The sequence below is a fragment of the Microbacterium sp. Root553 genome (genome assembly GCF_001426995.1).
Lineage (GTDB): Bacteria > Actinomycetota > Actinomycetes > Actinomycetales > Microbacteriaceae > Microbacterium.
The window spans coordinates 736530-758379 of the sequence record NZ_LMFY01000001.1; the positions used below are offsets into that span (position 1 = coordinate 736530).

The following is a 21850-nucleotide window of genomic DNA, read 5'->3' on the forward strand; positions in this document are numbered from 1 at the left end:
AACCGGTCAGCCTCGGCTCGCCGTCAGGGCTGGGTCAGGCCGCAGGCTCAGGGGCCTCCACGGGAGCGGATGCCGCCGCATCCGCCTTGTCGTAGCGTCCGAGGAACAGCGACGCGACGAGGGCGACGACCATCACGCAGGCGGGCAGCAGGATCGCCTGCGACATGCCGGCCGCGAAGCCCTCGGCGACCTGAGGAGGCAACGACCCGCCACCGCTGATGCCCGACGGGGCGTCGGAGAGCCCCGGAAGGTTCGCCTCGAGACGCGACTGCATGAACGCGGCGATGGATGCCGAGCCGATCACCGATCCGATCGTGCGAGTGGTGTTGTAGATGCCGGCACCCGCACCGGCCTGATGCCGAGGAAGCCTGCGCGTCGCGGTCGTCGCGAGCGGTCCCCACATGCCCGCGTTGCCGAGGCCCATCAGCGCCGAGGGCAGCAGGAACATCCAGATCGGAGTGTCCATGTCGATCAGTGCCGAGTACCAGACCAGGGCGACGCCCACGCAGAGCAGACCCGGGATGAGGATGACGCGCGGATCGACGCGATCGAGCATCTTGCCGGCGAACGGCGCGAGCACTCCCGACAGCACCGCCATCGGGATCAGCAGCAGTGCAGCTTCGGTCGGCGTGAGATCTCGTGCCGTCTGCAGGAAGAACATCATCGGGAGCGACATGCTCGTGACCGTGAAGCCGACTGCGGCGATCGCGACGTTGGCGCCCGAGAAGTTGCGGTCGCGGAAGAGGTCGAGCGGAACGAGCGCCTCGCTGCGGGTGCGCGCCTGCTGCACGATGAACACCGCGAGCACGACGAGACCGGCGATGATGAGGCCCCACACCGAGATCGGCCCCCAGATGACGCCCCAGCCGAACTTCTCGCCCTCCTGGAGCCCGAAGACGATCAGGAACAGCGCGACGGCGCTGAGGATCACGCCGAGGACGTCGAAGCGGTGCGGGGTGGTCTGCAGCCTCGGCACGAGGCGCCACGCGAGCACGAACGCGACGACGCCGACGGGGATGTTGACGAAGAAGATCCACTCCCAGCCGAATCCGTCGACGAGCAGACCGCCGAGGAGCGGCCCGACGAGCGTCGCGACACCGGCCGTCGCACCCCACAGGCCCATGGCCGCGCCGCGGCGCTCGGGCGGGAATGTGCGCGTGATCACGGCCATGGTCTGCGGCGTCATGAATGCGGCGCCGAGACCCTGAACCGCGCGAGCCGCGATCAGCATCTCGAGCGAGTCCGACAGTCCGCACCAGAGCGAGGCGAGGGTGAAGACGGCGAGGCCGATGAGGTAGATGTTCTTGGGCCCGAAGCGGTCGCCGAGACGTCCGGTGATCAGCAGCGGCACCGCGTAGGCGAGCAGGTAGGCGCTGGTGACCCACACCACGTTGTCGAGGTTGTTGGTCGTCGGATCGAGCGCGGCCTTGATCGCGGGGTTCGCGACCGAGACGATCGTCGTGTCGACGAGGATCATGAAGAAGCCGATGACGAGGGCCCAGAGGGCGGGCCAAGGGCTCGCGGGGCGCTGTCCGGCGGCGAAGGTTCCCGTGTCGGGTCCTGTCGCCTGGCGGGATTCGGTCATTGCTGTGCAGCCTTTCGCTGAGCGAGGTAGCGGTCTGTGTCCTCGAAAGCCGTGGGGCCCCAGGCGAACTCCTCGGATTCGAGGCGTTCGAGGAGAGAGTCGAGCCAGCGCAGCTCGGCGCCGAGCAGCACCTCCTGGCGGTCGAACTCGACGAGCACCTGTTCGGGCACGGCCTTGGCGCGTGCGTCGACCAGTCCGTCGCGATGCACCACGTGCCCCTCGTCGAGAGCGTCGCGTCGGGAGCGAAGACACTCGATGACGTCTGCCCGCTCGAGGTTGTGCGCCTCGGCGAGCGCGATGCGGAACTCGGCGGGCCGGTCGATGACGGAGAGCTCCCGCCGCAGCCAGTCGACCAGGGCGTCCGTACCCGCATCCGTGAGCGTGTAGGTGGTGCGCTCGGGGCGATTGCCGTCGCGGTCGATGCCGACCTCGTCGATCAGCCCCTCCCGCTGCAGTCGACCGACCGTGTGATAGAGCGTGCCGTTGGTGATGCTCAGCAGGCGCTCGTCACGACGGGAGCGCATCAGACGCACCATCTCATAGGGGTGCATGTCGCCCTCGCGCAGCAGCGCGAGCACCATGACACCCATCGGGGTGAGTGTGTCGACGGGGCTCTTCACGGCGATCCTCCATCCCGATTAGTCCATGTGGACTATACGCCCGTGCGCGCCTCTCCCACAAGGCGGCTCATCGCAGCGCCGCCGCGAGCTGTGCGGAGGTGAGCTCACGGTCGGCGAAGACGAGTCTCATGACCGTGGGATCGGGATTTCCCACGTCCGGCGCTCGGTGGACGAGCTCGAGGCCGAGTTTGACGGCCACATTCGCGGATGCGCGATTGTGCTCGACGAGATACGCGATCACGGGCCTCTGCGGATCCCGCGCGCGCGCCTGCTCGACCCCGGCCCTCGCGAGCTCGGTCGCATACCCCTTGCCGTGGTGATCTCCGGCGATGCGGTAGCCGATGTTCCACACTTCTCCCCCGAGCACGGTGCAACCGCCGTTGCCGACGACCTCGCCGGTGTCGCGCAGACGGGCGACCCACGATCCGAGACCGGCCTCCTGCCAACTGCGCTCCCAGCGTTCCATCATCGCGACGCTCTGCGCGGGATCGGTGTGACGCAGGCTCGGGTAGTGCGTCCACACCCGCGGATCGCTCTGGATCGCGAACACCTCGGGCAGGTCGGAGGGGTGCGGGCGCGACAGCCGCAACCGCTCGGTGAGGATGTCGTCGGTCAAGGTCCCACGTTAGGCAGGACCGCCGACATCGGGACGCGGCATCCTCTCGCGCTCCGCGATAATGGGCGGGTGAGCACACCTTCGGAGAACAACGCGCAGACCATCCCCGGCTGGCGCCACATCTACTCGGGCAAGGTCCGCGACCTGTACGCCTCGGACGATGCCGCCGACACCCGCATCCTGGTGGTCGCGTCGGATCGCGTGAGCGCGTTCGACTTCGTGCTCTCCCCCGGCATCCCTGAGAAGGGCGCACTGCTCACCCGACTCAGCCGCTGGTGGTTCGACCAGCTGGCGGACGTGCCGAACCACCTCGCCGAAGGCGAGATCCCCTCGAGCGTCGCCGACCGTGCCATGCTCGCGCAGTCGCTCGAGATGCTGCCCGTCGAGTGCGTCGTACGCGGCTACCTCACGGGGTCGGGGTGGGCCGAGTACACCGAGAGCGGCACCGTGTGCGGCATCCCGCTGCCCGAAGGCCTGCAGAACGGCGACCGGCTTCCCGAACCCCTGTTCACCCCGGCCTACAAGGCGCCGATGGGCGAGCATGACGAGAACATCACCTTCGCGCAGACGGTCGAGCTCGTCGGCGCCGAGCGGGCGGCCGAACTGCGCGACGTGTCGCTGTCGCTCTACACCCGCGCCGCCGCGATCGCCGAGGAGCGCGGCCTCGTCCTCGCCGACACGAAGTTCGAGTTCGGCACGGATGCCATCGGATCCCTGCATCTGGCCGACGAGGTGCTCACGAGCGACTCCTCGCGATACTGGGATGCCGAGGCGTGGCGCACCGGCTCGACGCCGACCGATCGCATGGCGAGCTTCGACAAGCAGATCGTCCGCGACTGGCTCGCCGCCAACTGGGACAAAGAGGGAGAGCCGCCCGTGCTTCCCGACGACATCGTCGACCGCACGGCCGCCCGCTACCGCGAGCTCATCGAGCGACTGGGGGCCTGACCCTTCGTCTCGCTCCGCGGCCCCTGAGCGAGGAGCGCAGCGACGAGACGAAGGGCGCCCAGGGACCGGCAGCCTAAGCCGCGGTTCCTGAGCGAGGAGCGCAGCGACGAGACGAAGGGCGCCCTTCGTCTCGCTCCGCTCGCTCAGGGACCGGGGGTCTACTCGCTCAGGGAGCAGAGGCCGACTCGCGCAGGGACCGGGGTGCAGACCGCTCAGGGACCGGGAGCCCAAACGGCGGTTCCTGAGCGAGGAGCGCAGCGACGAGACGAAGGGCACCCAGGGAACACACAGGAATCGGTAGTGTTGCTCCAGCACTCCCCTCCCCCCGATCCTGAGGAGCCCGCATGCCCCTGTGGAAGATCCACGGCAACGGCCGCACCGTCGAAGCCGGCGCCGTCGTCACCCCCGCCGAACGTCTGAACTGGCCCGCCACCATCGCCATCGGCGCGCAGCACGTCGTCGCGATGTTCGGCGCGACATTCCTCGTGCCGACGCTGACCGGCTTCCCCGTCTCGACCACGCTGCTGTTCAGCGGTCTCGGCACCCTGCTCTTCCTCCTCATCACGAAGAACAGGCTTCCCAGCTACCTGGGTTCGTCGTTCGCGTTCATCGCCCCGATCACCGCCGCGACGGCGTCGGGCAACTTCGGCTCGGCACTCGCGGGCGTGGTGGCCGTCGGCATCCTGCTCACCATCGTGGGTCTCGTCGTGCAGTTCGCGGGACTGCGCTGGGTCGATGCGCTGATGCCGCCGGTCGTCGCCGGCGCGATCGTCGCCCTGATCGGCTTCAACCTCGCGCCCACCGCGTGGAGCAACTTCGCGCTCGACCCGGTCACGGCGACGATCACACTCGTCGCGATCATCGTGTTCGCCGTGCTCTTCCGCGGGTTCCTCGGCCGCATCTCGATCTTCCTCGGCGTTGCGGTCGGCTTCATCTGGGCGGCGGTCAACGGGTCGTTCGACGTCCCCAACGCACTGCGCGGAGGCAAGACCCCGAACGAGCTCATCGCGGATGCGCCCTGGATCGGCCTGCCCGAGTTCCAGTTCCCTGATTTCGTCGAGCCCGGCACCTGGTCGACGATCGCGATGTTCCTGCCCGTGGTGCTCGTGCTCGTCGCGGAGAACATCGGCCACGTGCGCGGCGTCGCGAGCATGACCGAAGCCCCGACCGTGAACACGCAGACCGGGCGTGCGCTCATCGCCGACGGCGTCGCCACCACGATCGCCGGCGGTTTCGGCGGCTCGGGCACCACGACCTACGGCGAGAACATCGGCGTCATGGCCGCGACGCGCGTCTACTCGACGGCCGTCTACTGGGTGGCCGGCCTCTTCGCCATCCTGCTGGCGTTCTCGCCCAAGGTCGGCGAGGTGTTCAACTCGATCCCCGCCGGCGTCCTGGGTGGCGCGACCACCGCGCTCTACGGCCTGATCGGCATCATCGGCATCAAGATCTGGGTCGACAGCCGCGTCGACTTCTCGCGGCCGGTCAACCAGTACACCGCCGCGGTCTCGCTCGTGATCGGCATCGCCGGCTTCTCGATGCAGCTCGGCGACTTCTCGTTCGGCGGGATCGTGCTGGGCACGGTCGCCGCCCTGCTGATCTACCACGTGGGCAACCTGATCGCCCGAGCGCGGCGCACGGGAGCCGACGACCCGCGTCCGCTCGAGGCCGTGGGTCCGCTGGGCGGAGACCCCGCCTGACCGACGGCGGAGCCCGCGCCTGACCGACGGGACCACGATCCCGGATGCCGCACGTCGCGGCATCCGGGATCTTCGCGTCTCAGCGGTCGGTCATGCGCATGTCACGCCCGCGCCGCACGAGTGCGGGCATCGGGGTTGCGCGGGGCCAGCCGCAGCGGCAGGGGCGCCTCCGGTTCCGGCAGACCGTAGAGGCGGTGCACCCAGCGACGGGAGTCCTCGAGCGGGAACGTGTCGCCGTAGACGGCGTACTTGAGGAAGATTCCTTCGAGCGTCGTCCGCAGCATGATCTCCTCGAGAGGCGGGTCCGCCGCGCCCCGGTCGCGGAAGATCTGCCGCACGATGTCCTCCGAGCTGGAGGACTGTTCGTCGAACCTGCTCTCCGACTCCGCGAACAGGCGGTGCGTGTCGGGCTGGAGCTGCATGGCGAACACGGTCCGCTGCAGCGGCATGGCGTAGCCGGTCGCGGTGAGCGCCCCGTCGATGATCCCCGAGAGCCGGACATCCGCCGGTCCGTCCGCCTGCGGCAACGCGAACAGGGTCTCGTACCAGCGATCGATCACGGCGGAGATCAGCTGCTGCTTGCCGCCGAAATGGTAGTTCATCAGGCCTTGGGCGACACCCGCCCTCTGGGTGATCTCGGCGACGCTCGCGCCGTTCACCCCTCGTTCGGCGAAGAGCTCGATGGCGGCGACCAGCATGGCCTCCCGCGCGCGCGCACTCGCACCGCGATTGTGCTCCTCGGACCGAGCCATGTGGCAATCACTTCCCCAGGATCGGATCACCTTCGGGTTGCGATCCGAACGCTATATATTACAATTTGAACAGACATTCAGGCTATGAGTCCCCCCAGACTCGCACAGTGAGGAGTGTAATGCCCCCGTTGCGGATCGCCCCAGCGATCACCATGAACGCCTCGCCCCGCTACTCCACGACCGGCACCGACGCCGAGGGGATCGCGATGGGTCTGCTGCAGATCTGCACCCTGCCGTCCGGCCCATGGAACGACCCGACCGCTCCCGGCCTCGGAGCGGTGGAGCGGGCGATGATCGTCGAGCAATGGGACGTCGGCTCTCGCGCGGACTGGCTCAGCATGATCGACTTCCTGAGCATCGAGCGGCGCCGCCGACATGCGTGGATGCTCCACCTGTCGGCGCGCAACCAGCGGGCGGCCGCCCTCGGGCGTCCGCCACGGACACAGGAATGGCTGGCCGGAATCGACCACGAGGGCGGTGACGTGAGCGATGCGCGTCCCTTCGTGGCGGGTGTCGAGCTGATCGAGCGCGAACTGCGCAGATCGGTGGGAGAGGACCTGATCGCCCCCGATCTGTTCGTGCGCACCCTCGACGGCTACGCGCTGGGTCAGGCCGTCGCGATGACGACCTGGGGTGTCGCGCTCGGTTACGCCGACGTCTCCGAGGCGCGTCAGATCATCCATCGCATCAGCACGGAGGCCAGACCCTCGTTCGAGTCGTGGGCGGACTTCGGCCTGAGCTACCTCGCCGGACGCGTCATGCACTGGAGCGACGGCACGGTCGACGAGAGTGCGATCGCGAAGTTCGGCGACGGCTGGCGCGACCTCAAGACGGCTCTGAGCAGCCGTCGCGGTCCGTGGGCAGCGCTCCCCTGGGGGACGACCCAGCACCTCTCGACCTCGCGGCGAACCGGCTGACGACACAGACTCACGGATGCGGACCCTGCCGGAGGGGCGTCGGGTCCGCATCCGTGTCGGAGCACGACCGGGCGCACGCCGGGGCGTCGGTCGTCAGGACGAGGCGCGGACGACCAGCTCGGTCGGCAGGATCGTCGTGTGCGCCGGATCGCTGCCGGCGAGTCGGGACAGCAGGACCCCTGCCATCGCCTCGCCCTGTGCGTACATGGGCTGACGCATGGTCGTCAGAGGCGGGTCGGTGCTCACCGCGACCGAGGAGTCGTCGAAGCCGACGAGGGCGACGTCCTCGGGCACGCGGATGCCGGCCGCCCGCAGCGCGGTCAGCGCTCCGCGGGCCATGAGGTCGCTGGCGACGAAGATCGCGTCGGGGCGCCCGACGGCGAGGATGCGGCGCGCTGCATCCGCTCCGCTCGCCTCGCTGTAGTCGCCGGCCTCTTCGGCGAACGGGACGAGTCCCGCATCGGCCAGCGCACTGCGGAAGCCCTGCACGCGGTCGGCGGAGGAGACCATGGTGATCGGACCGGAGATCGTCGCGATCCGGGTGCGCCCGGTGTCGACCAGGTGCCTCGTCGCGACGCGCGCACCGGCGACGTTGTCGACGTCGACCACGTAGTCGCCCTCGCGCAGCCGCACCGGACGGCCGCCCCAGACGACGGGCACGGCGTCGGCGACGCGCTCGATGAACGCGTCGCTCGTGTGATGCGACACGATGAGCGCGCCGTCGACGCCGCCGTTGCGGACGAAGCTGGTCATCTTGTCGCCCGGATCATCGCTCGCGATGAGGAGGTTCAGCAGGTAGTCCGAGCCGCGCAGCGCGCCTGTGATGCCCGCGACGATCGCCGCGAAGAACGGGTCGCCGAAGAAGCGCGTGGTGTCCTCCGGCACGATCAGCGCGATCGCGTGCGTCTGCTTGGACGCCAGGGAGCGCGCCGCGCGGTTGGGTACATAACTGAGCTCCTGGATCGCCCGCTGCACGGCGAGCAGTGCCTCGGGGCTGACCGCCGTCGACCCGTTGACGACACGCGACACGGTCGACCGGGACACCCCGGCGGTCGATGCCACCTCTTCGATGGTCGCTCGTGACGACACGACTCTCCCCTCTGCCGGCGGCGACGCCGGATGCTCCCGAACTCCGCCGACCGGCGTCAGAGAGCGCGAGCGGCGATGATGCGAGCGTACTCCCGCCCGGAGTCCTTCACGCTGCGCTCCTGGGTGTCGTAGTCGACCCGCACGATGCCGAACCGCTTGTCGTATCCCCAGGCCCACTCGAAGTTGTCGAACAGCGACCAGTAGAAGTATCCGCGCACATCGACTCCGGCGTCGACCGCGTCGAGCACCGCCGCGAGGTGCAGTCGCAGGAACTCGGTGCGGTCGTCGTCGTGCACACGGGTCTCGCCGTCGGCGACCACGGCGACATCGTCGTACGCGGCGCCGTTCTCGGTCAGGGAGAGCACGACACCCGCAGGCTCCGCGTACTCGCTCCAGATCCGCTGCAGGAGTCGGGTGAGCCCCTCGGGCTGCACCTCCCAGTTCTGGGCCGTGCGCGGCAGACCGCGCTCGACGGCGTGGATGCGCTCGAACGACGGGTACGGGCTGCGCACAGCGCGCCCGGTGTCGGGCACGCTCTCGACGGCGGCACGTTCAGGAGCCTCTCCTGCGAGAAGGTCGCCGTGATAGTAGTTGACGCCCTGCGTGTCGATGCGCTGCGCGATCGTGGCCAGGTCGCCGTCGCGCACGGCCTCGTGGAACCGCGCCACCGCCTCGGGGTCCACGACCCGGATGTCCTCGACGATGTCCGCCGGGTACTCCCCGCGGTAGATCGGATCGAGGAACCAGCGGTTGAACTGTCCGTCGACGCGCCGGGCGGCGTCGACGTCGGCAGGGTTCGTCGGGTCTGCCGGGTCGGCGACCGTGTGGTTGAGGGTGATCCCGAGGTTCAGGCTCGCGTCGCGACCGCGCAGCTCGCGCACGGTCTCACCGTGGGCGAGCAGCAGGTGGTGGGCCGAGAGCAGCCCCTCGGCGACGCTGGTGTGCCCCGGCGCATGCTCGCCGCCGGTGTAGGAGAGGAACGACGAGCACCACGGCTCGTTGAGCGTCGTCCACACGTTCACCCGGTCCCCCAGCGCGTCGTGCATGGTTCCGGCGTACTCGAGGAAGCGCGAGACCGTGTCGCGGTTCGTCCAGCCGCCGATGTCCTGCAGCGCCTGCGGCATGTCCCAGTGGTACAGGGTCAGCCACGGCAGGATGTCGTTCGCGAGCAGCTCGTCGACGAGGCGCTCGTAGAAGTCGACGCCCTTCGCGTTCACGGCTCCGCCGTCGGGCCTCACCCGAGACCACGAGGTCGAGAACCGATAGGTCTGCAGCCCGAGGTCCTTCATGAGCGCGACGTCCTGCGGATGCCGGTGATAGTGATCGCACGCCACATCGCCGTCGTCGCCGCCGATCACCGCGCCGGGGACACGGCAGAACGCGTCCCAGATGGATGCGGTGCGCCCGTCCTCGAACGCCGCCCCCTCGATCTGATACGCCGCGGTCGCGGCACCGAACAGGAAGTTCTGGGGGAAGGCACGGGTCACAGAGGTCATCCTTTCACCGCGCCCGCCATGATGCCACTGACCAGCTGCCGCCCGGCGACCACGAAGAGCACCAGGAGCGGAAGGGTCGCGAGCACCGCACCGGCGAGCACGATGGAGTAGTCGATGTAGTACCCCGACTGCAGCTGGCTGAGGGCCGTCTGCAGCGTCGGGTTCGAAGGCGACAGCACGATAAGCGGCCACAGGTAGTCGGTCCACGCGGTCATGAAGGTGAAGAGACCGAGGATCGCCATGGCCGGACGCGCGGCCGGGATCGCGACCGTGAGGAACGTGCGGAACTGGTTCGCCCCGTCCATGCGTGCGGCCTCGATCAGCTCGTCGGGGATGACGTCGACCAGATACTGCCTCATGAAGAACACACCGAAGGCGGTGACGAGCGTGGGGACGATGACCGCGCCGATCGACCCGGTCCAGCCCAGCTCGCGCATCAGCATGAACAGCGGGATGATGCCCAGCTGTGTCGGGATCGCCATGGTCGCGATCACGAAGATCATCAGTCCGTCGCGTCCCTTGAACCGCAGCTTCGCGAATGCGTAGCCCGCGAGGGTCGAGAACGTCACGACCGAGAGCGTGATCACACTCGAGATGAGGAACGAGTTGCCGAGCGCGAGCCAGAACGGGATCGCGTCGAACACATTGGCGGCGTTCGCGAGGAAGTTGCCGCCGGGAATCAGCGGCAGGGTCTCGCCGCGGGTCGAGTTCGTGCCGCTCGCGACGACGAGCGACCACCAGAGCGGGTAGACGCTGCCGATGATGAAGGCGGCGAGGAGGCCGTAGGTGAGGAAGCCGGGGCGGCTGCCGATGCCGGCGGTTCCTCCCGCGACGGCGCGGCGGCGGCGGATCTTCTCCGGCACGCTGAGTGCCTGGGTGGCGGTCATCGCGCCCCCTCCTTGTCGGTCGAGCGGACGCGGCGGCGCGCGGCGCGGTTGCGGCGGTCGTCTCCGGTGGAGATCCTGCGGGAGATCGCGAAGTTCAGCAGCCCGAATCCCACGATGAGCAGGAACAGGAGGATCGCGACGGCGGAGGCCTTGCCCAGGTCGAGGCGGAAGAACGCCAGCTCCCAGAGGAAGAGGACCGTCGTCTGGAACTGCCTGTCGCTGCCGCCGATGCCACCTGCGGTGGAGACGTCGAACAGTTTCGGTTCGGCGAAGATCTGCAGACCGCCGATCGTCGAGGTGATGATCACGAAGATCAGGGTCGGACGGATCGTCGGGATCGTGATCGAGAAGAAGCGTCGCGCGGATCCCGCGCCGTCGATGGCGGCGGATTCGTAGAGCTCACGCGGCACCGACTGCATGGCGGCGAGCAGGATCAGCGCGTTGTACCCGGTCCATCGGAAGTTCACCATCACCGCGATCGCGATGTGCGAGAGCGCGGTGTCCTCCTTCCACTGCTGGTCGGCGATCCCGACGAGGTTCAGGAGGTTGTTGGCCAGCCCGTCGGCCTCGTTGAAGATGCTCGAGAAGATGAGCGCGACCGCGACGGGCGTGACCACGAAGGGGATGAGGACGCTCATGCGCCAGAACGTCGGCGTGCGCAGACCTCGGTCCAGCAGGTAGGCGATGAACAGGGCGACCGTGAGCTGCGGGATCGCGGAGAGCAGGAAGATGCTCAGGGTGTTGAAGATCGAGTTCCAGAACATCCCGTCGCCGAGGATCTTGGCGAAGTTGCCCACGCCGACGAAGTCGCCCTGCCCTTTGAGCAGGTTCCAGTCGTGGACGGCGACCCAGATCGTGTAGAGCAGCGGGAAGAGTCCGACCAGCCCGAAGAGCAGGAAGAACGGGGAGATGTAGAAGTACGGGGACGCGCGCTGATCGAACCGTGAGACGCGGTGACGCCAGGGGCGCTTCGACGCGGCATCCGTCTTCTGCTGCGGAGCGGATGCCGTCGACCGGCGCTCTTCAGTGAGGGTCATGAGAGTTTCCTGGTTTCCGGAACCTGGGTCCCTGAGCGTGTGGATGGAGGGGCGTCTCGTGCCGCTCGGCGCCGCCGAACGACACGAGACGCCCCGTGGATCACTGGGTGACCAGGTCGTTCAGCAGCCCCAGCGCCTTGTCCCACGCGCCCTTCGTGTCGACCTCACCGAGATCGAGGCTCTTCAGAGCGGGTCCGAAGACGTTCTCCTGGATGACCGAGTCCTCGGCGCCCTTGAACTGCGCGACCACGCCCTTGGCGCGCTCGGCGAGGATCGCACCGGTCGGAGCGTCGTTGAAGAACGGGTTCGGCGTCGCCTCCGCGGCGAGCGTCTCCTGTGCCTTCAGCGTCGAGGGGAAGTTGCCCGCCGCCGCGGACTGCTTCACCTGCTGCTCGGGCTGCGTCAGCCAGTCGGCGAGCTCCGCGGCCGCCTCCTGGTGCTTCGAGCTCTCCGGGATCGACAGGAACGCGCCACCCCAGTTGGCGGCTCCTCCGGGGAACACGTCGGCGAAGTCCCAGCCGGTCTCGGCGTCGCCGCCACCGGCCTCGACGGAGCCCTTGACGTTGCCCAGCATCCAGCCGGGGCACACGAACACCGCGAAGGTGCCGTCGACGAACGACTTTCCGCCGTTCCAGTCCCAGGCCTTCTGAGCGGCGGACTGGCCGCCCTCGGTGGCCGCACCGAGCAGCGCGAAGCGCTCCTCGAGCTCGTCGTTGCCCTCGACGTTCAGCTTTCCGTCAGCGGTGTAGTACCCCTCGTCGAGCTGGTTGACCATGGCGTTCCAGACGAATCCGGAGTGGTCATACCAGGCCTTCCCGGTCTTTGCCGTGTAGTCGGCGCCGACCGTGAAGAAGTTCTCCCAATCGCCGTCGAGCAGTTCGGCGACGCCCTCGCGGTCGCTGGGGAGTCCCGCCGCCTCGAGAGCGGGGCCGTTGAAGCAGATGCCGCTCGGGCCGATGTCGGTGCCGTAGCCGATCACGCGACCGTCGGCATCCGTGCCCTGCGCGTACTTCCAGTCGACCCAGTCGGCCTTGCGGTCCTCGATGCCGAAGTCGCGCAGGTCGACGAAGGTGTCGGAGACGTCCATGATGGCGCCGAGCCAGCCCTCTTCGATCGCGACGACGTCGCTGAGTCCGGATCCGGCGGCGATCTTGGTGAAGGCGTCGGTGCGGGCGTTTCCGCCGGTGTCGATGTTGTTCGCCTCGATCGTGACGTTCGGGTGCGCCTTCTCGTATTCGTCGTAGAGGTCTTCGTAGCCGAAGGTGCCGAAGGTCGTGACGGTCAGGGTGACGTCCGCGTCGCTCGCGGCACCGTCGCCTCCGTTCCCGTCAGCGGGGGCGCAGCCGGCGAGTGCGAGGGCGGCGACGGATGCTGCGGCTGCCGCCGTCAGGATCCGGGTGCGGGCACGTGTGTTCACAGTTCACTCCTTTGTGGTGGGTCGTGCAGGGGGGGTGCAGGTGGTGCGATGGTGGGGCGCTCACGTTCGTGGGAGCGCTCCCACGCTTGATGAGCGACTCTATGGGAGCGCTCCCACGAAAGTCAAGCCCCGCTCGTCGCGTCCATGATTCAGCACGAATGCTGCAAATGTGCCCGCTCGTCGCCGTCGTCGCCGAGTCCGGCCTGATTCTGCTGAGTTGTGAACGCGGCGTACCCTTGTCCAGTGCCCGACACCGAACTCTCCCCCGCTCTCGTCCGCGCCGCATCGCTGATCCGCAGCATCCCGGACTACCCGGAGGCGGGGATCATCTTCCGCGACATCACGCCGCTGCTCGCCGACGCCGAGGCACTGCAGGCCACGACCGAGGCGATCATCGCCCCGTTCGCCGGGCAGTTCGACGTCGTCGCCGGCATCGAGGCACGGGGGTTCATCCTCGCCGGAGCTGCGGCGATCGCAGCGGGTGTGGGACTCATCCCGATCCGCAAGGCGGGCAAGCTGCCCCGCCCCGCGGCATCCGTCGACTACGCCCTCGAGTACGGCACCGCGACGATCGAGATGCACGACGATCTGCCCGCCGGATCCCGCGTGCTGCTCATCGACGACGTCCTCGCCACGGGAGGCACCCTCGCGGCCGGACGCCAGCTCGTCGAACGCCTGGGCAGCCATGTGGTCGGCATCTCGGTGCTGTTCGAGATCGACGGACTGGGTGGGCGCGCCGCCATCGGCGATCTGCACACCGTGTTCCACGCCTGAGGGCCGACCCCAGGGAATCGGGCGAGTCGCGAGCCGGTAGACTGGACGCGCCCGTCCGCCCGCGACTTCCGGAGCCGTTCATGCCCACCATCGTCGTCGACGTCATGCCCAAGCCCGAACTGCTCGACCCGCAGGGGAAGGCCGTCTCCGGCGCCTTCGCCCGCCTGGGCGTCACGGGGTTCTCCGATGTCCGCATCGGCAAGCGCTTCGAACTCACCGTCGAAGGCGAGGTCACCGACGAGGTGCTCGCCGAGGCCCGCCGCATCGCCGACGAGGTGCTCTCCAACTCCGTGATCGAGGACGTGGTCGGCATCGAGGTCACCGAGTGACCGTCCGCATCGGGGTCGTCACCTTCCCGGGCTCGCTCGACGATCGCGACGCACAGCGCGCGGTCCGCATCGCGGGCGCAGAGCCCGTCGCCCTGTGGCACGGTTCGCACGACCTCGAGGGCGTGGACGCGCTCGTCCTCCCCGGCGGCTTCAGCTACGGCGACTACCTGCGCGCCGGAGCGATCGCGGCCCTGTCGCCGATCATGTCCGAGGTGAAGGACGCCGCCGCCAAGGGCTTGCCCGTGCTCGGCATCTGCAACGGCTTCCAGATGCTCGTCGAGGCGCACCTGCTGCCCGGCGGCCTGATCCGCAACGACCACCAGCACTTCGTGCGTCGCGACCAGAAGCTCACGGTCGAGAACTCCGACACGGCCTGGACCAACCGGTTCCGCACCGGCCAGGAGATCGTCATCCCGCTCAAGAACGCCGACGGCGGATACATCGCCGACGACGAGACACTCGACCGCATCGAGGGCGAGGGGCTCGTGGCCTTCCGCTACGCAGGCGTGAACCCGAACGGCTCGCTGCGCGACATCGCCGGACTCACCAACGAGGCGGGCAACGTCGTCGGACTCATGCCTCACCCCGAGCATGCGACCGAGGCGGGCTTCGGCCCCGACACCTCGGTGGCCATGCGCTCCGGCATCGACGGAGTCGACTTCTTCGCGAGCGCGATCGCCGCGGTCGCCCGCGTCGCCGCCTGAGCCGCAGACGCACGCGCGCCCTGCGCAGGCGGGGTCAGTTTCGGCATCCGGGCCCTGCGCAGGCGGGGCCAGTTCGGCATCCGGGCACTCAGGCGGGGTCAGTTTCGCATCCGGGCACGCAGGCGGGGTCAATTGGGCATCCGAAGTGCCTGAATCCGATGCGATTTCGACCCCGCACCCGGGCACTCAGGCGGGGTCAGTTCGGCATCCGCGCCCGGGCGGGGTCAGTTCGGCATCCGGGTACGCGCGCGGGGTCAATTCCGCATCCGAATCGCCCGAATCCGATGGGAAATCGACCCCGCACCACGTAGGCGGTGCGATTTCGACCCCGCAGCGACCCGAGGGTGCGGAACTGACCCCGCACCGATCGGGACAGGCGCGGGCGATGCCGTGAGGCGCGACGCGACGCGCACGGGTCAGGGCGTGGGCAGCGCGAACGGGTTGTCGCCGGCGGCAGCGAGCAGGTACCAGGCGGTCGCTCCGGTGTGCAGGCTCGCGTAGTAGAGATCCCCGAAGCCCGAGTCGAGGCCGTCGGTGGATGTCGCGACGATGCCCTTGCCGTCGCCGTTCTCGGCGTCTCGCTGCCCGAGGCGGATGCTGTCGAGCAGCGCCTCGGCCCGCGCGGCGTCGCCGTCTGCGCCGCGCAGCTTGAGGGCGAGCGCCAGATGCCCGCTGCCCTCGAACCACACCTTCGACACGTCGCTGTCGCTGATCGAGGGGCCCTGGTATTGGCCGTCGGTGGCGACGAGGTTCGCGAGGGCCCAGTCCACGGCCGTGTCGTAGCGGGCATCACCGGTCGCGAGCGAGGTCCACGTCTGCGAGTCGAGTGGCACAGGCCGCGTGTTCACGGTGCTCCCATCGAGCAGCGTCCCGGTGTCGACATGACCGTCGGCGCTCTGCATGGCCGCCACGAAGTCGGCCGCGACCGCCGCACGGTCCGCCCAGATCCGGTCGCCCGAGAGGTCCGCGAGCTGGGTGAAGAATCCCGCGATGTCGCTGTTGTGCTCGGTGGACTTCCACTCGAGCGAGGTGCCGTCCTCGAGCTGGCCGCCGGTGTACCCGTAGGGTGCGCGCACCATGTCGGCGGTGTTCGTCTGGATCCACTGCGCGGTGCGCAGCGCCCCGTCGAGATACCTCTGCTCGCCGGTCGCGTGGAACAGTCGGGTCAGGGCCATGCCCACCCACGCCTGGTTGCCGGTGAAGGAGCCGGGGCCGGTGATCTCGACCCGCCCCTGCCGGATGCCGTGGGGCTCGTACGAGGCCCTGGTACGCCCGTCGCCGATGGGGTCGTTCTCCTGCACGAACAGCAGCGCGTCGCCGACCGCCTGTGCGCGGCGGATGTCGTCGGGCAGGCCGCGAGCGGTGTACGCGATCACCACGAGTGCGTCGTCGTAGACGAACGAGGGGGTGAAGTCCCAGGTCGGCAGGTCGGTGAAGAATCCGCCCTCGTAGCTCCGTGGAAGACAGCGGCCCTCGCCGTCGCAGAACTGGTCGACGCGTGCGTCGAGGAACTCGTAGGCGAGCGAGACCGAGAGAGTGGGGTCGGGTGTTCCCGCGTCGGTCGACGGTTCCGCCTCGGCGGAAGAGCCGATGGCCGCGGACACGGCACCCGCCAGCACGACGGCGGCGACGAGAACGGTCGAGACCGTGCGTCTCGCCGGCCGGCGCAACGACCCGTGCATCGTGACTCCCTCGGTCGGAACAGCGGTCCGAATGCGGGCCCCGCAGGCGACCAGGAGGTCACACTGAAAATGCTCGCATATCAGTGAGACGCAAGAAAGTGGACGAAAGGCCAAATTCTCGCCTCATCGGCGTGTCGCGTCACTTTTCCGAGCCATGTCGTCGCGACCTCGGCCGGGACCGTCCGCGTGCAGGATCGGGGCACGGATGCAGGGGCGAAAACCGTCACTCGTCCCTGCATCCGTGCCCGGGTCCTGCAGACGGTACGGGGCACGGATGCCGAGCGCCCAGACCCCCTCCCGACCCCCGTACCGAATCGATTCGATCTCAGTCCTGGCATAGCTGTAAGCGTTTGCACTACTCTGAGGACATGGCACAGCTTGAGCAGATCGCAGCCCCCGGTTCCGAGTGGTGGCGCAGCGCGGTCATCTACCAGATCTACCCCCGTTCGTTCGCCGACGCCTCGGGCGACGGCATCGGCGACCTGCCCGGCATCACCAGCCGACTCGACTCCCTGAAGGAGCTCGGCGTCGACGCGATCTGGCTGAGCCCGTTCATGACGAGCCCGCAGCGCGACGCCGGCTACGACGTCGCCGACTACCGCGACGTCGACCCCCTGTTCGGCACGCTCGACGACTTCGACACGATGCTGAACGAGGCGCACACCCGCGGCATCCGCGTCGTCGTCGACCTGGTCCCGAACCACTCGTCGGCCCAGCACGCATGGTTCCAGGAGGCGCTGAGGGCGGCCCCGGGCAGCCCCGAGCGCGCGCGCTACATCTTCCGTGACGGCAAGGGCGAGAACGGCGAACTCCCCCCGAACAACTGGGAGTCCGTGTTCGGCGGCGGCATGTGGGAGCGCGTGACCGAGGCCGACGGCACCCCCGGCCAGTGGTACCTGCACATCTTCGACCCCACGCAGCCCGACTTCGACTGGAACAACGAAGAGGTGCGCGAGGAGTTCCGTTCGATCCTGCGCTTCTGGCTCGACCGCGGCGTCGACGGCTTCCGCGTCGACGTGGCCCACGGCATGATCAAGGCCGACGGCCTCCCCGACTACACCCCGCCGGCCGACGCCGACTCGATGGGCGGCGGCGACGCCGACGTCCCCTACTGGGGCCAGGACGGCGTGCACGAGATCTACCGCGACTGGCACCGGGTGCTCGCGGAGTACGACGGCGACCGCGCCCTCTGCGGCGAAGCGTGGATGCCCACGCTGACGCAGACCGCGCTGTGGGTGCGCCCCGACGAGATGCACCAGACGTTCAACTTCCCGTACCTGATGACGGAGTGGGACGCGAAGGCGCTCGGCGACGTCATCCGCGAATCGCTCGACGCCTTCGGCGCGGTCGGCGCCCCCAGCACCTGGGTGCTGTCGAACCACGACGTGGTGCGTCACGCCTCACGCCTCGCGCTCACCGACGACAACCCGCAGGGCGAGGGCATCGGCCCGAACACCCCGCACAAGCCCGACACCGCCATCGGGCTCGCCCGCGCCAGGGCGGCGACGACCGTGATGCTCGCGCTGCCGGGCTCTGCCTACCTCTACCAGGGTGAAGAGCTGGGCCTGCCGGAGGCGATGGAGATCCCCGACGCGTTCCGTCAGGACCCGACCTGGTTCCGGACGAACGGCGAACGGTACGGACGCGACGGATGCCGCGTGCCGCTGCCGTGGGAGGCGCAGGCCCCGGCCTTCGGCTTCAACGAGACCGGCGCCTCGTGGCTGCCGCAGCCGGCCGACTGGGCCACGTATTCGCGCGACGTGGAAGAGGTCGATCCCGCCTCCACGCTCGCGCTCTACAAGCGCCTGCTCGCCGGACGCCGCGAGTACGGCTTCGGCAGCGGATCCCTCGTCTGGGAAGACGCAGGAGCGGATGCCGTGGCCTTCCGCCGCGGCACCGTGCACGTGCTCGCGAACCTGGGCACCGAGCCGATCCCGCTGCCGGCCGATGCCTTCGTGCTCCTGCAGAGCCAGCCGTTCGACGGTGGATCCGTGCCGGTCGACACGGCCGTCTGGTACACCACGGCGTAACACGGCATCCCGCCCTGTCGCCGTTTCGCACGGCCCCGGCATCGCCCAGCTGCGCGAGCGGCGACAGGAACGGCTCGGAGAGGAACCCCATGACGAGCATCGATGAGGTCGCCCGGCTCGCCGGTGTCTCGACGGCCACGGTCTCGCGCGCCCTGAGCGGCCGCGGGCACGTGTCGGAGTCGGCACGCCTGCGCGTGCAGGAGGCCGCCTCGGCGCTCGGCTACGTCGTCTCGTCGCGCGCCTCGAGTCTGGCATCCGGGCGCACGCGCAACATCGGGGTCATCGTGCCCTTCCTCGACCGCTGGTTCTTCAGCACCGTGCTCTCGGGGGTCTCGGCCGCGCTGATGCGCGAGGGCTACGACATCACGCTCTACAACATCACCGCCGACGAGGATGTGCGCCGGCACGTGTTCGACACGTTCCTGCGCCGCCAGCGGGTGGATGCGGTGATCGCCGTGTCGATCGAGCTCGACGACGACGAGACGCAGCACCTGCTCGATCTGGGGCTGCCGGTGATCGTCATCGGCGGTCCGAACTCCCAGCTCGACACCCTGACCGTCGACGATGTGGCCGTCGCACAGCTCGCGACCGAGCACCTGATCGCTCTCGGTCACCGCGACATCGCGCACATCGGCGCGAACCCCGAGTTCGACCTCGACTTCCACATCCCCACGAACCGTCGACTGGGTTTCGAGAAGGCGTTGGCGAAGGCCGGCATCCCGCTGAATCCGGCCTTCCTCGAACCTGCCGACTTCACCGTCGAGGGCGGCTACCGCGCCGCGAAGCAGCTGCTCGGTCGCCCGGGTCCGCGCCCCACCGCGGTGTTCGCCGCATCCGACGAGATGGCGGTCGGCGCGATCCTCGCGGCACGCGACCTGGGCTTCGCCGTGCCCGAAGACCTCTCGGTGGTCGGGATCGACGGGCACGAGCTCGGCGAGTTCTTCCGCCTGACGACCGTCGACCAGTTCCCCCTGGGCCAGGGCGAGCGGGCGGCGGACGCCGTGCTCGCCAAGCTCACCGAGGGCGAGGCCGCCGGCATCCCCGCGGCGCTCCCCTTCGAGTTGAACGTGCGAGGCACGACAGCGCGACTCGTGTGAGCCGAGCCGAGCCGGTCAGAGGTCGTGACCGCCCGGGTCGAGCTGCCGGCGACGCGCACGGGAACTGCGCGTCGCGAGGATGCTGCCACCGATCACCGCCGCGATCAGCGACCCGAGAAGCACGCCGATCTTGACGTGCTCGTCGGCGACCGAGCTGGCGCCGTACGCGAGTTCGCCGACCAGCAGCGAGACGGTGAACCCGATTCCGGCGATGAAGGCCATGCCCGTCAGATCCGGCCACCGCAGCGTCTCGTCGAGGCGCAGGGCGGGAATGCGGCTCAACAGGAACGTGGTCACGAGGATGCCGATCGGCTTTCCCGCCACGAGTCCGACGATGATGCCGATCGCGATCGGATCGGTCAGCGCCGACCGCAGCCCGTCGAGGCCGCCGATCGTCACACCCGCGGCGAAGAAGGCGAACACGGGGACCGCGAACAGCGTCGCGACGACACCCCACCGATCGGCGAAGTGCGGTGCGAGGCCGTCGTACAGCGGCTCSCCGTCGGCATCCTCTCCCGCCTGCACACGTGCACGCTCCGTGGGCACGACGGGGACCACGAAACCGAGCAGAACACCGGCCACGGTGGCGTGGATCCCTGCGGCATGGATGCACACCCACACCGCGACGGCGAGCGGCAGCAGAATCCACCACGCGCGCACGCCCTTCTGCACGAGGAACGCGAACCCGGCGAGAGGCAGCAGCGCGAGGGTGAGCCAGGGCAGGCTGATCGTGTCGGTGTAGAACGTCGCGATGATGGTGATGGCGATCAGATCGTCGATGATCGCGAGAGTCAGCAGGAAGACCCGGAGCGCGGGAGGAAGGAACCTGCCGACGACGGCGATCACCGCGACGGCGAAGGCGATGTCCGTCGCGGTCGGGATCGCCCACCCGCGCAGTGCGTCTGCACCGTTGCCGGCGTTGATCACCGCGAAGATGACCGCGGGCACGATGACACCCCCGACCGCTGCGGCGATCGGCAGCGCCGCCTGACGAGGATCACGCAGGCGCCCCGTGACGAACTCCTCTTTCAGCTCGAGGCCCACGACGAAGAAGAAGATCGCCAGCAGACCGTCGGCCGCCCAGGCGCCGACGCTGAGGTCGAGGTGCAGTTCGGGGATGCCGAAGGTGACGTCGCGCACGGACTCGTACCACGACACCGCCGGGGTGTTGGCGAGGATCAGGGCCGCGACGGTGGCGGCGAGCAGGAACGATCCGCCGAGCACGTCGCTGCGGGCGTTGGAGCGGATACCCCGCCACAGCTCGTGCGGAGCCAGACGCAGGCGGGGACGGGTGGGAGAAGTGGACACGGAAAGACCTCACGCGGAAGAAGGGGTGGATGGCGCAGGAGACCACCGCCCCGGATGAGGCGTGGTCTAGCCGCGTGGCGGCGGGCAGCCCGCGATCTCGCCGTGCGAGAGAGTGCCCCACACACTGGTCCAGCCGTTCGTGCCCGGGTGCATCACGACGCGCATCCATTCCTTCATCGGCGTCGCCGAGCGCAGCTCATGCGGAGCGCGCGCCGAACCGGCGATCGAGAGGAGGGCCACACCGCAAGCCTATCCGGGGTCGGCTGGATGCCGTCAGCATCGGCACGCGTCCTCGACCCCGCTCGCTCGCTTACCCTGGAGACATCATGACGACCACAGCCAAACCCTCCGTCCTCTTCGTCTGCGTGCACAATGCCGGGCGCTCGCAGATGGCCGCCGGGTTCCTGCGCGAGATCGCCGGCGACCGCATCGAGGTGCGCTCAGCGGGATCCATGCCCGCCGACCAGATCAATCCGGTCGCCGTCGCCGCGATGGGCGAGCTCGGCATCGACATCACCGCCGAGGCGCCCAAGGTGCTGACGACCGAGGCGGTGCAGGCATCCGACGTGGTGATCACGATGGGATGCGGCGACGCCTGCCCGTTCTTCCCCGGCACACGGTATGAGGACTGGGAGCTCGACGACCCGGCCGGTCAGGGCATCGAGTCGGTGCGGCCGATCCGCGACGACATCCGACGCCGCATCGAGGCGCTCGCTGGCGAGCTGCTCGCCTGACGCACCCGGCACCCGTCTCCGGCAACCCGGCACGGATGGCTGAACATTCCCCGCCGGGCTGGCGGATGCCGCGGCATCCGCCAGCCCCGCGGGATTCCGTCAGCCGAATGAACGGCTGACCGGATCTC

21 protein-coding genes are annotated in these 21850 nt (G+C 69.0%); 9 read left to right on the top strand and 12 right to left on the bottom strand.

Annotated features, from left to right (window positions below; genetic code table 11):
* Positions 1–34: 34 nt before the first annotated feature.
* The 3 genes from ASD43_RS03270 to ASD43_RS03280 form a co-directional block, all read right to left on the bottom strand.
* Positions 35–1585: a DHA2 family efflux MFS transporter permease subunit gene (locus ASD43_RS03270; protein WP_056413517.1), complete on the bottom strand. Its 1551-nt coding sequence runs from the start codon at positions 1583–1585 to the stop codon at positions 35–37.
* Complete coding sequence (locus tag ASD43_RS03275) at positions 1582–2205, bottom strand: PadR family transcriptional regulator (protein ID WP_082539223.1); 624 nt, start codon at positions 2203–2205, stop codon at positions 1582–1584. Before ASD43_RS03275 ends, ASD43_RS03270 begins: the two co-directional genes overlap by 4 nt.
* Before the next feature lie 67 nt (positions 2206–2272).
* The gene (locus ASD43_RS03280) at positions 2273–2821 is read right to left on the bottom strand and encodes a GNAT family N-acetyltransferase (protein ID WP_056413520.1); all 549 of its coding nucleotides are present in this window, start codon (positions 2819–2821) and stop codon (positions 2273–2275) included.
* A 69-nt stretch (positions 2822–2890) separates the two neighbouring features.
* Between ASD43_RS03280 and ASD43_RS03285 the strand changes: the two genes are divergently transcribed.
* Together ASD43_RS03285 and ASD43_RS03290 are read left to right on the top strand one after the other, a co-directional pair.
* The gene (locus tag ASD43_RS03285) at positions 2891–3769 is read left to right on the top strand and encodes a phosphoribosylaminoimidazolesuccinocarboxamide synthase (RefSeq protein WP_056413523.1); all 879 of its coding nucleotides are present in this window, start codon (positions 2891–2893) and stop codon (positions 3767–3769) included.
* Between the two features lie 344 nt (positions 3770–4113).
* Positions 4114–5469, top strand: a complete 1356-nt coding sequence (locus ASD43_RS03290; RefSeq protein ID WP_056413525.1) for a uracil-xanthine permease family protein — start codon at positions 4114–4116, stop codon at positions 5467–5469.
* 101 nt (positions 5470–5570) lie between these two features.
* Here the strand turns inward: ASD43_RS03290 and ASD43_RS03295 are convergent, their stop codons facing one another.
* Positions 5571–6221, bottom strand: a complete 651-nt coding sequence (locus ASD43_RS03295) for a TetR/AcrR family transcriptional regulator (protein WP_056413528.1) — start codon at positions 6219–6221, stop codon at positions 5571–5573.
* A 152-nt stretch (positions 6222–6373) separates the two neighbouring features.
* On the opposite strand from ASD43_RS03295, the gene ASD43_RS03300 reads away from it, so the two are divergent.
* Positions 6374–7138, top strand: a complete 765-nt coding sequence (locus ASD43_RS03300) for a DUF1266 domain-containing protein (protein WP_162247483.1) — start codon at positions 6374–6376, stop codon at positions 7136–7138.
* A gap of 93 nt (positions 7139–7231) precedes the next feature.
* On the opposite strand, the gene ASD43_RS03305 is transcribed toward ASD43_RS03300, so the two are convergent.
* The 5 genes from ASD43_RS03305 to ASD43_RS03325 form a co-directional block, all read right to left on the bottom strand.
* Complete coding sequence (locus ASD43_RS03305; protein WP_056413533.1) at positions 7232–8227, bottom strand: LacI family DNA-binding transcriptional regulator; 996 nt, start codon at positions 8225–8227, stop codon at positions 7232–7234.
* 56 nt (positions 8228–8283) lie between these two features.
* Positions 8284–9723, bottom strand: a complete 1440-nt coding sequence (locus ASD43_RS03310) for a GH1 family beta-glucosidase (RefSeq protein ID WP_056413535.1) — start codon at positions 9721–9723, stop codon at positions 8284–8286.
* Positions 9720–10610, bottom strand: a complete 891-nt coding sequence (locus tag ASD43_RS03315) for a carbohydrate ABC transporter permease (RefSeq protein ID WP_056413537.1) — start codon at positions 10608–10610, stop codon at positions 9720–9722. The genes ASD43_RS03310 and ASD43_RS03315 overlap by 4 nt, the downstream gene beginning before the upstream one ends.
* The gene (locus tag ASD43_RS03320) at positions 10607–11647 is read right to left on the bottom strand and encodes a carbohydrate ABC transporter permease (protein ID WP_056413540.1); all 1041 of its coding nucleotides are present in this window, start codon (positions 11645–11647) and stop codon (positions 10607–10609) included. Before ASD43_RS03320 ends, ASD43_RS03315 begins: the two co-directional genes overlap by 4 nt.
* A gap of 100 nt (positions 11648–11747) precedes the next feature.
* Positions 11748–13064, bottom strand: a complete 1317-nt coding sequence (locus tag ASD43_RS03325; protein WP_056413543.1) for an ABC transporter substrate-binding protein — start codon at positions 13062–13064, stop codon at positions 11748–11750.
* A gap of 243 nt (positions 13065–13307) precedes the next feature.
* Between ASD43_RS03325 and ASD43_RS03330 the strand changes: the two genes are divergently transcribed.
* The 3 genes from ASD43_RS03330 (at position 13308) to purQ (ending at position 14871) form a co-directional block, all read left to right on the top strand.
* On the top strand, positions 13308–13838 hold the full coding sequence (locus ASD43_RS03330; protein ID WP_056413546.1) for an adenine phosphoribosyltransferase: 531 nt from the start codon (positions 13308–13310) through the stop codon (positions 13836–13838).
* Positions 13839–13918: 80 nt separating this feature from the next.
* Positions 13919–14167, top strand: coding sequence for a phosphoribosylformylglycinamidine synthase subunit PurS (gene purS, locus ASD43_RS03335; protein WP_056413548.1), 249 nt, complete (start codon positions 13919–13921; stop codon positions 14165–14167).
* Positions 14164–14871, top strand: coding sequence for a phosphoribosylformylglycinamidine synthase subunit PurQ (purQ, locus tag ASD43_RS03340; protein WP_056413551.1), 708 nt, complete (start codon positions 14164–14166; stop codon positions 14869–14871). Before purS ends, purQ begins: the two co-directional genes overlap by 4 nt.
* 416 nt (positions 14872–15287) lie before the next feature.
* On the opposite strand, the gene ASD43_RS03345 is transcribed toward purQ, so the two are convergent.
* The gene (locus tag ASD43_RS03345) at positions 15288–16553 is read right to left on the bottom strand and encodes a hypothetical protein (RefSeq protein WP_056413554.1); all 1266 of its coding nucleotides are present in this window, start codon (positions 16551–16553) and stop codon (positions 15288–15290) included.
* Between the two features lie 368 nt (positions 16554–16921).
* On the opposite strand from ASD43_RS03345, the gene ASD43_RS03350 reads away from it, so the two are divergent.
* Positions 16922–18583, top strand: a complete 1662-nt coding sequence (locus tag ASD43_RS03350) for a glycoside hydrolase family 13 protein (RefSeq protein WP_056413557.1) — start codon at positions 16922–16924, stop codon at positions 18581–18583.
* Between the two features lie 89 nt (positions 18584–18672).
* Positions 18673–19680: a LacI family DNA-binding transcriptional regulator gene (locus ASD43_RS03355; RefSeq protein WP_056413560.1), complete on the top strand. Its 1008-nt coding sequence runs from the start codon at positions 18673–18675 to the stop codon at positions 19678–19680.
* Between the two features lie 15 nt (positions 19681–19695).
* Here ASD43_RS03355 and nhaA read toward each other — a convergent pair whose 3' ends face one another.
* Entirely contained in the window at positions 19696–20988 is a 1293-nt protein-coding gene (nhaA, locus tag ASD43_RS03360) for a Na+/H+ antiporter NhaA (protein ID WP_200946557.1), read from the bottom strand.
* Between the two features lie 66 nt (positions 20989–21054).
* On the bottom strand, positions 21055–21228 hold the full coding sequence (locus ASD43_RS17375) for a hypothetical protein (RefSeq protein WP_188042437.1): 174 nt from the start codon (positions 21226–21228) through the stop codon (positions 21055–21057).
* 86 nt (positions 21229–21314) lie between these two features.
* Between ASD43_RS17375 and ASD43_RS03365 the strand changes: the two genes are divergently transcribed.
* Positions 21315–21722, top strand: a complete 408-nt coding sequence (locus ASD43_RS03365) for an arsenate reductase ArsC (protein ID WP_056413563.1) — start codon at positions 21315–21317, stop codon at positions 21720–21722.
* Positions 21723–21850 lie beyond the last annotated feature (128 nt).